Annotated in this window: 13 protein-coding genes and 1 pseudogene; 8 read left to right on the top strand and 6 right to left on the bottom strand. The window is 61.9% G+C overall.

The window, feature by feature from the left end:
* Positions 1-347: 347 nt before the first annotated feature.
* From RCH21_RS17020 to RCH21_RS17005, 5 genes are all read right to left on the bottom strand, one after another.
* On the bottom strand, positions 348-710 hold the full coding sequence (locus tag RCH21_RS17020) for a DUF2200 domain-containing protein (RefSeq protein WP_326965399.1): 363 nt from the start codon (positions 708-710) through the stop codon (positions 348-350).
* Positions 711-984: 274 nt separating this feature from the next.
* Entirely contained in the window at positions 985-1,356 is a 372-nt protein-coding gene (locus tag RCH21_RS17015) for a hypothetical protein (RefSeq protein WP_326965398.1), read from the bottom strand.
* On the bottom strand, positions 1,353-1,514 hold the full coding sequence (locus RCH21_RS17010; protein ID WP_326965397.1) for a hypothetical protein: 162 nt from the start codon (positions 1,512-1,514) through the stop codon (positions 1,353-1,355). The genes RCH21_RS17015 and RCH21_RS17010 overlap by 4 nt, the downstream gene beginning before the upstream one ends.
* 158 nt (positions 1,515-1,672) lie before the next feature.
* Complete coding sequence (locus RCH21_RS17240) at positions 1,673-2,854, bottom strand: FAD-dependent oxidoreductase (RefSeq protein ID WP_442784739.1); 1,182 nt, start codon at positions 2,852-2,854, stop codon at positions 1,673-1,675.
* A gap of 193 nt (positions 2,855-3,047) precedes the next feature.
* A complete protein-coding gene (locus tag RCH21_RS17005) occupies positions 3,048-3,515 on the bottom strand; it encodes a GNAT family N-acetyltransferase (RefSeq protein WP_326965396.1) in 468 nt (155 codons plus the stop codon).
* A 503-nt stretch (positions 3,516-4,018) separates the two neighbouring features.
* Here RCH21_RS17005 and RCH21_RS17000 point away from each other — a divergent pair.
* Entirely contained in the window at positions 4,019-5,227 is a 1,209-nt protein-coding gene (locus RCH21_RS17000; protein ID WP_326965395.1) for a cysteine desulfurase-like protein, read from the top strand.
* A 466-nt stretch (positions 5,228-5,693) separates the two neighbouring features.
* Here RCH21_RS17000 and RCH21_RS16995 read toward each other — a convergent pair whose 3' ends face one another.
* Positions 5,694-6,431: an ankyrin repeat domain-containing protein gene (locus RCH21_RS16995; RefSeq protein ID WP_326965394.1), complete on the bottom strand. Its 738-nt coding sequence runs from the start codon at positions 6,429-6,431 to the stop codon at positions 5,694-5,696.
* A gap of 82 nt (positions 6,432-6,513) precedes the next feature.
* On the opposite strand from RCH21_RS16995, the gene RCH21_RS16990 reads away from it, so the two are divergent.
* The 7 genes and pseudogenes from RCH21_RS16990 (at position 6,514) to RCH21_RS17235 (ending at position 10,537) form a co-directional block, all read left to right on the top strand.
* Complete coding sequence (locus RCH21_RS16990; RefSeq protein ID WP_326965393.1) at positions 6,514-6,939, top strand: alkaline phosphatase PhoX; 426 nt, start codon at positions 6,514-6,516, stop codon at positions 6,937-6,939.
* The gene (locus RCH21_RS16985; protein ID WP_326965400.1) at positions 6,936-7,472 is read left to right on the top strand and encodes an alkaline phosphatase PhoX; all 537 of its coding nucleotides are present in this window, start codon (positions 6,936-6,938) and stop codon (positions 7,470-7,472) included. The genes RCH21_RS16990 and RCH21_RS16985 overlap by 4 nt, the downstream gene beginning before the upstream one ends.
* A gap of 1,118 nt (positions 7,473-8,590) precedes the next feature.
* Positions 8,591-8,984 (top strand): annotated as a pseudogene (locus tag RCH21_RS16980) (VOC family protein).
* Positions 8,981-9,460: a mycothiol transferase gene (locus RCH21_RS16975; protein WP_326965392.1), complete on the top strand. Its 480-nt coding sequence runs from the start codon at positions 8,981-8,983 to the stop codon at positions 9,458-9,460. Before RCH21_RS16980 ends, RCH21_RS16975 begins: the two are co-directional and overlap by 4 nt.
* A 71-nt stretch (positions 9,461-9,531) precedes the next feature.
* Positions 9,532-9,888, top strand: a complete 357-nt coding sequence (locus RCH21_RS16970) for a YciI family protein (protein ID WP_326965391.1) — start codon at positions 9,532-9,534, stop codon at positions 9,886-9,888.
* Positions 9,889-10,097: 209 nt separating this feature from the next.
* A complete protein-coding gene (locus RCH21_RS16965; protein WP_442784738.1) occupies positions 10,098-10,370 on the top strand; it encodes a recombinase family protein in 273 nt (90 codons plus the stop codon).
* Positions 10,289-10,537 carry a recombinase family protein gene (locus RCH21_RS17235; RefSeq protein WP_442784737.1) on the top strand — a complete coding sequence of 83 codons (249 nt, stop codon included), beginning with the start codon at positions 10,289-10,291 and terminating at the stop codon, positions 10,535-10,537. The genes RCH21_RS16965 and RCH21_RS17235 overlap by 82 nt, the downstream gene beginning before the upstream one ends.
* Positions 10,538-10,752: the final 215 nt, after the last annotated feature.

The raw sequence follows: 10,752 nt of genomic DNA, 5'->3' as shown, positions 1-10,752 counted from the left end.
TCGGGGCCAGGGTTACCGACACCCGGGCCAAGGCACCTGCCGCTAACCGTGCGCGCGGTGGAGCAGTGACGCCTCGCAAGTAGTTTCACCAAGTTTCACCCCGCCCCGCTTGCCGTGATGTTGACGGCGTGAGTTCATGACTCAGGCGGGGCAACTTCATGACACCAACCAACCGAGCAAGGGAATGGCTAATCCCTCAACTGACCAATTGGTGAATGAGTTTCGCGCGGTCGAGGATGGCTCGACGTACGTTCTCCTAGGCGGTGACCCGCATGCTCGAACTGACCACGATCAGCATCGGCAATGGGGCCTTCGCCTCGTATGAGAGCCCGCGGTCGTAACAGGGGTCAGGATCGCAGAATCTTCCCGATGATCTTGCCTCGGGCCAGCTCATCGACCAACTTGTCGAGATAGCGAACTTTCTGCATCAAAGGGTCTTCGATGTCTTCGACGCGCACTCCGCACACGACGCCGGTAATCAGCGGGGCATTGGAGTTCAGGCGCGCGTCGGCGAAGAACGCCTCGAACGAGGTCTCCTGCGCTAGATGACGCTCGAGGTCTGTGTCGTCGAAGCCGGTCAACCACGTGATGACCTGGTGCAGCTCGGCTTTGGTGCGGCCCTTGCTCTCCACTTTCGTGACGTAGTGGGGATACACCGCAGAGAACGGCATCCGGTAGACCCGGGTCAGGGTCTTTTCGTCCGTCTTCATGCCGCAATCTTATCGCTGGATGGCGAATCAGGTTCGACATGCTCGTCTAGCGCGGCTTTGAAGACGCGCATCGCGTTCGCGATCTCACCTTCGTGCGAGCATCTGACTGAACAGCCGTTCCTTCGGCGTCCTGCTGGCATGAGAGGCGCCCGCAATCCGGTCCCTCACCGGGGCTTTTGGCAAACCGGGAGCGTAGCGGCGGCGTCCCGCTAAGGGATGGGCATTCACCCGGGACGGTGAAAATGGGCGCAGGGGTACCTTGTACGTGCGTCGTCTACTGCCGGTTCTGGTCGGTCAGTGCGGCGTTGATGAGGTCTACGGTTGATCGGGGATCTTCAACGCTGAGGTACAGCCGCTGGAAGCGTTCGGCTGTGGTCTGGATGACGATCGTGGTTTTGCCTCCGGTAACGTTCCAGTAGTGTCGCTGGCCGTCTTTCCGCCAGGTGCCGACCCACTTGTGGCCGGGGATGCCCAGACCCGGTCCGCGCACTCCTTTGTAGTCCTCGACGACGCCGGGGTCATGTGTTGCTCCTCGTACCTGGTCCATGGGCACTTCAATCCGACATATGAAGCCCCAGAGCTTGTCGAGTCCTTGTGGTTCGATGACGAGGCGTCGGTGTGTCGTGTTGATGGATACCGTGTTCATGCGTGTCCTTCGTTCAGGCCGGCCCGTGCCAGCAGTTGTATCCCCAGCTCGTGCGCCGCGTTCTCGCCTCGGGCTTTGATGGCTTGTGCGCAGAGGGCCCGAATCTCGACAATGGACAGTGCGACCGCGGTGAGCATCATGAGGAAACCGCTAAGCATCACCAGAGGTGTTGACACGTCTTGTAGTTGCCTGACCACCATCTGGCGACCGACTCATTGCGGATGCCCCTTCGTTCGTCACCGGTACCGAAAGGTGCTTCCCTCGCGGCCCCGGGTAATCTAAAACCCCTCAAGATGGGGGCGTAATCGGTGCGTGCTCAGGTGGTGGTTGTCCATTTGAGGACCGATGCTCCTGCTTTCATTGCTGGTCCGGCGGGCACCATCCTCATCATGGTGTTGCGAACAGTGATGCTGATCCTGCCTTCAAGGTCGGCTCCGACTCGCCCAGCGCTTCGTGATTGGCGGGCTATCTTCTGCGTGCGGGGGCGGCGGAGTGTATCGAAAGCGCATAATGCGGATTGCAGGGACACTCCCTCGTTCACGGGTCGACCAATCAGAAGTCCGATGCAGGCGCCGTCCTCCAGTGAGGAGTTCGCTCCTTGTCCCATGGTGGGGATCATGGCGTGTGCTGCGTCCCCGATGAGTACCACCCGTCCGAAAATATAGGTCTTGAGGTCAGGGGCGAGGTCATAGACGTCGTGATGCAAAACCTGATCGCTTGGGGTGCGATCGATTAGAGGTTGTACGGGGTCTGCCCATCTCCTGAAATGATGGATAGCGGCAGCTTTTTCATCAGGCCAATGATGGCCTTCCTTTGAGGAGGTGTACCCGTACCAGTACACCAGAGCAGCTCCGATACGTACGGCCCCGAACTCTGTTCCCGGACCCCACCTGATAGTGAAATCCTCTGTCACCAGCGCCGAGTCAGAAACAATTCCCCGCCACGATGATTTGCCACTGAACCGAGGCGCTGTCCTGGGAGCAATGAGGCCCCTGACAGTGCTGCGAAGACCGTCAGCCCCAATGACAAGATCGGCATCATAGGACACGGCACCATTCGCGCCCACACAGCTCACCCGTGCCTTGGGCCCGTTTGGTGTACCCGGAGTGACGCTGATGACCCGGGTACCGCTTATCAACACGGCCCCTTGAGCTGCGGCAAGCAGCAAGCCGTGGAGGTCCTGTCGGTGAATCCCGTAAACCTCCTGGGCCGAGCTGGATGTACTGGCGAGAGGAACGCGCAACAACCAGGAGCCATGTTCATCGGTGGTACCGGCCATACGTACCCGATAACCTGCATCGCGGACAGCAGCGTCAACGCCAAGAGATGCCAGAGCCGACATCCCATTAGGAGTGATTGCCAGGCCTGCACCGACCTCCACGAAAGCTCGCGTCCGCTCGAGCACAGTCACCCTCCAGCCCTCACGTGCGAGAGAAACCGCCGCAGCTAGACCGGCAATGCCCCCGCCAACAACTATTGCGTGGTGCTCGACTGCCATGACAACACCCTTCCAATTGCCTCCACTAGCCGAGCGTACGCTGCGCAACCACTGATCAAGCCAGGCGGATTCCGATGCGCGTACAAAGCAGCAAGCTATGTCTCACAATCGATGGGGGGCAAGTCAACAGGACGAGACACTTCACCTCGGCTCCTTCGTCGTCCCACATGTACATCGCCTCACGGATTGCTTGTTAGAGCGTTTTCCTCATCTTCACGCTGGTGGTCTCGTATCCCAGGGAGGCGTACAGCCCTCGGGCGGCGGTGTTGGCCCCGAAGACGTTTAGCCCAAGGGTGCGGGCTCCTTGTGATCGTGCGTACTCTTCGGCAAGCAGCATCGCTGCCCGGCCGATACCTTTGCCCTGATGTCCCGGTTCGATCAATACGTCCCAGATCCACCATGCCGTCTCGTCATCCGAGTCGTCCTGGCCGACCCAGAGGTAGCCGACTGCCGTCCCGGACCTGTCGACGACGTCGAACACGGCGTTGCTGGCGGTCGGAACACGGGCAGGGAAGGCGCCCTCCAGTGCTTCGGAGGCTTGCCGATGTGCGGCTTCGGGTGATTCACCTGTGGCAACGAGATCTGCTACGAAATCGGTCCGGCTCCTGTCGAGCCATTCAGGGAACCGTTCCGCCGGCATTGGTACAAGCTGGATACTCATGCACCCAGTGTGGCAAGGGGACCGCCGGTAAGCCGCGGTTCCCCTGCTGCGAGCATGGTTTGTCACGGCATCATCCCAGAAGAGCTCACCCGGCGGCCCCTACCCTACTCAGCGTCAGCGGTGCGTCAATCATCCGCCGGCCCGGTGGAGGGTCAAGGCTCTTTGGAAAGATAAGCCCCCAAGGGTCCGTGAGTCGGTTTCTCAGCCTGGACGTTCACGGAATGATCTCGGGCTGCTAAGCGCTCAGCCGTCGATGAACGAACATTCCGTACGGTGAGATGTATGACGAGCGCGCGGTGAACGTCAGCGACATCTGCAGTAGGGGCGCTGTCTCGCAACTACTGAATTGCAAGACACGAGGACGAGACAACGCCACTCCCCCGCCACTACTGCACCTGCATTGACTTGCCACCTGTCTCGTCGAGTGAACCTCTCGAACTGATCCACAACAGCTCTCGCCCACGCCGTTTCCCGTATCGACGCTCCCCTGAGAAAGTAACGACATGACCTTCGATATCACGGCCTTCCGCGCGCACTTCCCCGCCTTACTCACCGGCACTGCCTATTTCGACGGCCCCGGCGGAACGCAGGCTCCCGCCGTCGTGGGAGCCGCGATAGCCGACGCCATTACCGGGCCGCTGTCCAACCGCGGTTCCGGCATGCGCTCGGAGAGGAACGCCGAATCGGCGGTCAGCGAATTCCGGGAGGCGATGGCTGACCTGCTTGGGGCGCATCCTCGCGGTGTCGTCTACGGGCGAAGCGCCACACAGCTCACCTATGACTTCTCCCGCCACCTCGCGAAGACCTGGCAGCCCGGTGACGAGGTCGTCGTGTCACGCCTGGATCATGACTCCAATATCCGCCCCTGGCTGCAAGCAGCCAACGCGGTCGGCGCCATCGTGCGCTGGATCGAACTCGACCCGGAGACCACGGAGATCGACGAAGCGTCCGTCGCCGCCGCGATCACTGAGCGCACGAGACTCGTGGCGATCACCGCCGCTTCGAACCTGCTCGGTACGAAACCGGCGGTGCGCCGCATCGCCGATGCCGCGCACACGGTCGGCGCGCTGGTCTACGTGGACGGGGTGCACTACACCGCTCATGCGGCGGTCGACGTGAAAGCGCTCGGAGCCGACTTCTTCGCTTGCTCGCCCTACAAATTCCTCGGACCTCACTGCGGTGTTCTCGTAGCCGACCCGGAACTGCTGGAGTCGCTGCAGCCGGACAAGCTGCTGCCGTCCACGAACGCGGTTCCTGAGCGGTTCGAGTTCGGCACCCTCCCGTACGAGATCATGGCCGGCGCCACGGCGGCCGTAGATTTCCTCGCCGCGATTGCGCCCGGCGCCGAGACCGGCCGCCGTGCGCGCCTTCTTGCATCCGCTCACGTCATCGATGAGTACGAACTCGCGTTGCGCTCCCGCATCGAGGCAGGGCTGGCTGACCTGGGCGACGCCGTCACGCTGCACTCCAAAGCTCACGATCGGACACCGACACTGCTAGTGACGTTCCCGGGCCGGTCCTCCGCGAACGCCTACCGGTTCCTCGCGGATCGGAACATTCTCGTGCCGGCCGGCTCCTTCTACGCATACGAAGCCTTCCGTCGCCTGAACCTCGAGGATAGCGCCGCCCTGCGGATCGGCCTGGCGCCGTACAACAACGACGAGGACGTCGACCGCCTCCTGGCCGCGCTCAGCGAATTCGTTGCTTCGTAGCGCGGGATCAGGATATTCACGTCGCACGGATTGCGTGCCGGTGCCGGTGCCGGCGGCGACTACGACGAGCAAAATGCCACCGCGCCGGACAGGTGAAAGACCCTCGGCAAGCAACCCTCGCGCCCCAGCTCTCAGCGTCACGAAGTGCATCATGAACTCCGTGACGGCGATTGGTCCGCGTCCGCACGACGCACGCTCGACACGACTATCCGCGCAGCACCTTCGCCCCGCTGCCAAGTCCCTCTTACTGTTGGGCCACGGACCATGGCCACCTGGCGTGCTACACCGCCCCAAAGCGTCCCGTTCAACGTTCGCGAAACACGGATGGCTTCCTTCCACAGACACCCTCCGCGCCAACCCCTCGCGATCCCGGGTCGTCACGGGTGAGCATCGTTCCGGTCGGCCACGCAACGGCTCTTGTCGATAGTGGCGACACTTCCCATGCTGTTATGGTGACGCCCGCGGCCTACTGTTCCGTCGCGTTGCGCAGAATAGCAGCGATTTCTTGGAAGCCCAGGGACGTGGCGTGCTGCAAGGGCGTCACACCGTCGCGCTGGGAGGGGAGCCTCACATCGGCGCCGCCGTCGACGAGCAACCGCACGGTCTCCACGTACCGGGGCGAGCCATCACCAAAGATGATTGCCTCGTGCAGAGCGGTCCAGCCCGGGTTGTTGACGTGGTTAACGTCCACGTCGGTCTCCAGCAGCCTTCGCACCACGTCCGCATGGCCGCGCTCTGCGGCGCGGATCAGGGCCGTGCCGTTGTAACTATCGCGCGCGTGGACGTCAGCACCGCTGCCCAGGGTCAGGTCCAGCAGCTCGAGGTAGCCCTCACTCGCCGCGATGAGGAAAGCGCTCTGTTGGGTCTCGTCCTCGTAGTTGACGTCAGCGCCGGCGTCGATGAGCCGGCGAGCTTCGGCGACATCGTTGTCCCAGGCCTCCCCGATCAGGTTTCGATTCAGCACGATCAATTCGCCGGGGGCGAGCGACGTAGAAGAAGCCGATGGGCTGCTCGGCGAGACACTCGGAGCAGACTCTACGGCTAGCGGCGACGGGCTCGGTGTGCTCGACGGGCTCGGCGTGCTCGACGCACGCACCGAGCCGGAAGGCGTCTGTTGTGTCGGACCGGTCACCTCGCCGTTGCCGGTGCAGCCGGTCATCAGCAGCAGTACGGTCAGAACACCGCCCGGCACGAAGGCCCTCACCGGGACGCCTGCCGCGGGACCACCGAGGTGGCACACCAGAACTTCATCGGGACCATTCCCATGCCTACCAGCATACCGAGCCATGAATCGGACGACCGTGGGCCAGGCACGGCTCAGCGCGGGCGTCACGGGCGTTCGCCAGGTCCAGTTACCGATCCTCTCGAGTCACGAACCAGACAGAACCACCGGCATCAACACTGTCAGCAGGGAGAGCAACATCGGCAAGAGCGCCGTCCCGCTGAAATTCATGGGCCGCTACTCCCATGAAGCCGTAGCGGTTGACCCCGCTACCAGCACCATCTACCTGACCGAAGACGCGGGCAATCCCAACGGCTTGTACTTCCGATGGGTGCCACCAGCCAACCTCACTCCCGGCAGGAACGCACTGCGCGAGCTCGCCCTCTCCCCCGGAGGCGACACGGCAGGTCAACTTCAAGCCATGAGTTGCTACCGGGGAAGCCAGCACATTGCTGATCTCTCCGAAGCAACCACCGTCGCACCCGGCTGAAAGTTGAATGGATTGACGTGCCAGAACGCGACGCAACCACGGTGTCGGTACGCAAGCAGTTCACCAACAACCAGATCACCCGCTCACGCAAGCTCGAAGGCCAGTGGCGGGGTGACAACGGAGTGTTCTTCGTTGCTAGTTTCGCCCGCCTCGGCGATGGCAGCGTCAACGAGCACGACGGCCAGGTCTGGTTCTACGACCCCGCCAGCCAAACCATCACCCTCAAAACCATCTTCGGTGTGAACCAGAACCCTGACCAGGACAACGGCAACTTCGACGGACCGGACAACATCACCGTCTCAACGCATGGCGGTCTCATCCTGGCCGAAGACGGCAGCGGTGTATCCCACCTCGTCGGCGTGACCTCTGAAGGCAAGGCCTACCCCCTAGCACGCAACGACTTCAACGACAGCGAGTTCTGCGGACCCGCCTTCAGCTCCGACGGCGACACACTCTTCGTGAACATCCAGTCCCCCGGCTTCACCCTCGCAATCACCGGACCATGGGGCCGGCCCAGCAACGCCGCCGCTTAACACCCGACCAGCGATCAATGTGCCTCAGTCATTCCGAGGCCCACCTGCCCGACTCAACGCCCGGTGCGTGTGCCCCATATACGGGACACCAAAAGGGACCGCCGGTCCGTTTTTTGCGTCTCGAAAACCTAAAGCTTCTTAAGACCTCCGATCGAGTCCTGTATCGCACCAACGCTCCCCCGGAATCACGGGCCTCTTCTTGTCTCGGAAACTTATCTCGCCGTATTTCGTCTCAGAAATCCTCGCATTCAGGGTTTGTGAGCCAAGACTTCTCTGTCCTGATAACGCACAGGGGATAGTTTCGCCTCGTTGGGTAGGCTTTCGCGATGACGTCATCGCGGAACCTTGTCAGCTACTCGCTAGCGCAGCGGATTCGTTGGGCTTCGGTGCTGTGCGGGGTGGCTGCACTGGTGATTCTGGTGTTGGGGTGGTGCGGACTGATCTTTGCCCTCGGCGCGTTTGTCCTTCCGCCATGGGTCATAGGCACTGTCCTGTCTGCCGTCTCTTTCATCCTCGGTTTTGTCCATCAGCGTCTGGTCGTTGGTGAGGACGACCGGAGAACATCTCCGGGCGGTCGTCGAGTAGCGCCGGTGTGGAGAGCTGTTACGCCGCTGGCTGTTGGCGGGTGCGTCGTCGCGTTCCTCGGAGACGCCGCCTTCGGTGCTACATATTCGGTCCTTGAACCTTCCGCATCGGGCGGGTGTCGGGCCGTTGCCCGGGAGAGTTCATTTCTCATGGCTGGTGGAGGCCAGGTCTATTTAGTGCACCCGGTTGGTGCGGGCTGGCGGACAGGATCGTGGATGTCCGACGATGGTATCCGCCCCATCGACAACGAACAGTACGAGCTGTCCTGGGGGCTGGGAGGTGGAGCATTGCTGGTGTACGGGGACGGTCGTAATCCTGTTTATCCGAGCTTGCACGAAGTCGCCTGTGACTAGACGCGGTGCTGTTCCCGGATCCCCCCGCGGCTCGACGGGAATCCTTCCGATCCGGTTGCATCGCTCCGCATATCTGCAGACGCCATCGAGGGCCGATGAGTTTGCTGTCGCAGGACCGTCTAAGAAGTAGAGAAGGGCCATTCGATCTGCTTCACAAAATCAATGTCAGGAGTATTCATCATGGCTGCACCCCTCGTTTACATCAGCTTCCCTGGAACGGCGAGGGAAGCACTGGGCTTCTATGCCGATGTTTTCGGAGGCGAGCTGTCCCTGAACTCCTACGAGGATCATGGGAGGACCGTCGGACGCTGTCGCTCATGGGGTCCTTGATGGTGTTGTTTCCCTCGCGGGCTCTGACACACCAGCAGGAGAGCCCTCGGTGCGATGCGAGGGCCTGTTGCTCTCCCTGCTGGGCACCGCTGAGCCGGAAGTGCTGCATGGGTGGTTCGACAAGCTCTGCGTCGGCGGTACGGCGATTGATCCACTGGTGCAACGGCCGTGGGACGGCGCGGACGGTCAGGTCACCGACCGACACGGGCTTCGGTGGCTTATCGGCTACGAGTCGAAAGCGTGAGCGACGCCCAGCTGCTCGCTCAACTGGCGGCCGAACGTGGCCACGTACTGCGCGCCGTCGAGGGGCTAACTGAACAGCAGATGAGCACGCCACTCATTTCATCGGGGTGGACCGTGACCCGGCTGCTGAACCACCTCGCGTTCGACGACGAGATGTTCTGGATCTCAGCCGTCCTCGGCGCAAACCCGGCGGCGATCGAAGCCCTCCATGACGGGTGGCACTCCACGTCCATGACCGGCTTGGACGCTGTAATCATCTACCAGGATCAGATCACCGGCAGCGACAAGATACTAGCCGGGGTCGATCTGGATGCCCCTCCCCGCTGGTGGCCCCCAGCCAGCCAGTTCGACCAACCGCCCATGGCAGACGGGCGCGAGATCGTGTTCCGCGTCCTCGCGGAAACCTCTGTCCACGCCGGCCACCTCGACATCGTGCGTGAACTCATCGACGGTCATCAGAACCTCGTCGTGAACTAACCGACACCCGCACCCGCACCTGCACTCGCATCTGTACCTGCAGGATCAGCCAACCACCGAAAGGCCACCCGATGCCCGACTTCGCCATCCTCATCTACGCGGACGAGTCTCTCCATGCCCTCGAAGCCGCTGAAGCCGACTTGGAGGAGAACGACCAGCACGCACGGGACCTCCAAGCCTCAGGCTCGATGTCCCTCGCCTACGCCCTCACGCCCAGAGCCAACGCGGTCTCCATCCGACACGACGACACGACAGCCGGCCCTTTTGTTGAAGCCGACCAGTTCGTCGCTGGCTTCTACGTCATCGAAGCACCTGACCTCGACGCCGCCATAGCCATCGCCCGACTGAACCCGGCCGTTCGCACCAACACCGGAGGCGTCGAAATACGCCCCGTCCATAGCGGCGGGATCATCACCACGAGCCCGTAGAGCGGCCCATAGGCAAAGGATCTCGTGAGTGGTTGGGAGGGCAGGTGATACCCAAGCCCACAGGTTTGTGTGGAACCGGGTAGTAGAACTCGTTCCATTCGCTCACCGCCGATGGGTGAGATTTCTCGAAAGCCCCGTTGAACCCGCATCCAAAAGAAGTACCAGAACACCGCTGTACAACCGGTCGTACAAGTGACAGGAGTTCCGGGATGCTCGCCGGCTACATGCTCGTGCCGAAGTCCGACGGATCGCAGACCACCGACCCGCAACGGGACGCCCTGCTCGAAGCCGGCGTCGACGAGGCCCAACTCTATGAGGACCTCGCCTCGGGCAAGAAGGACGACCGCCCCGGACTGGCTGCCTGCTTCAAGACACTGCGGGACGGGGACACATTGATCATGTGGAAACTCGACCGGCTCGGCCGGAATCTGCACCACCTGGTGATACAGTCCACGACCTCACCGCCCACGGCGTCGGACTGAAAGTCCTCACCGGGCAGGGCACCGCGATCGACATCACCACCGCAGCAGGAAAACTCGTGTTCGGGATCTTCGCCGCCCTCGCCGAATTCGAGCGGGAACTGATCTCGGAGCGGACCCTCGCCGGTCTTGTAGGTTGCAGGTACTCCAGTAGGTTGGATGTTATGTAATCGTTTCGATTTTTCATTGATGACTATCATCGCCGCGGTAATTCCGTCAGCATGAGGGCCTCTCAACGGGTATTTCTCCTCTTGTTGGTTGTATTCATCAGCGTGTCCGCGGGCGGCGCAAGGGACTGCTGAAGGTTCGGTTTCCATCTAGCCTGTGAGGATTCTGTCCTCCTGGAAGGATGGCCATTGTGGCAAAGCCGTATCCGGAAGAGTTC

The organism is Arthrobacter sp. PL16, assembly GCF_035985055.1.
Taxonomy (GTDB): domain Bacteria; phylum Actinomycetota; class Actinomycetes; order Actinomycetales; family Micrococcaceae; genus Arthrobacter_D; species Arthrobacter_D cheniae.
Note: the sequence above shows the minus strand (reverse complement) of the source record. Positions and strands in the feature narration are given on the sequence as shown.

Coding starts and splice junctions, on each gene's coding strand:
- RCH21_RS17020 (WP_326965399.1), bottom strand. CDS start 710: ATGAAGACGGACGAAAAGACCCTGACCCGGGTCTACCGGATGCCGTTC.
- RCH21_RS17015 (WP_326965398.1), bottom strand. CDS start 1,356: ATGAACACGGTATCCATCAACACGACACACCGACGCCTCGTCATCGAA.
- RCH21_RS17010 (WP_326965397.1), bottom strand. CDS start 1,514: ATGCTTAGCGGTTTCCTCATGATGCTCACCGCGGTCGCACTGTCCATT.
- RCH21_RS17240 (WP_442784739.1), bottom strand. CDS start 2,854: ATGGCAGTCGAGCACCACGCAATAGTTGTTGGCGGGGGCATTGCCGGT.
- RCH21_RS17005 (WP_326965396.1), bottom strand. CDS start 3,515: ATGAGTATCCAGCTTGTACCAATGCCGGCGGAACGGTTCCCTGAATGG.
- RCH21_RS17000 (WP_326965395.1), top strand. CDS start 4,019: ATGACCTTCGATATCACGGCCTTCCGCGCGCACTTCCCCGCCTTACTC.
- RCH21_RS16990 (WP_326965393.1), top strand. CDS start 6,514: ATGAATCGGACGACCGTGGGCCAGGCACGGCTCAGCGCGGGCGTCACG.
- RCH21_RS16970 (WP_326965391.1), top strand. CDS start 9,532: ATGCCCGACTTCGCCATCCTCATCTACGCGGACGAGTCTCTCCATGCC.
- RCH21_RS16965 (WP_442784738.1), top strand. CDS start 10,098: ATGCTCGCCGGCTACATGCTCGTGCCGAAGTCCGACGGATCGCAGACC.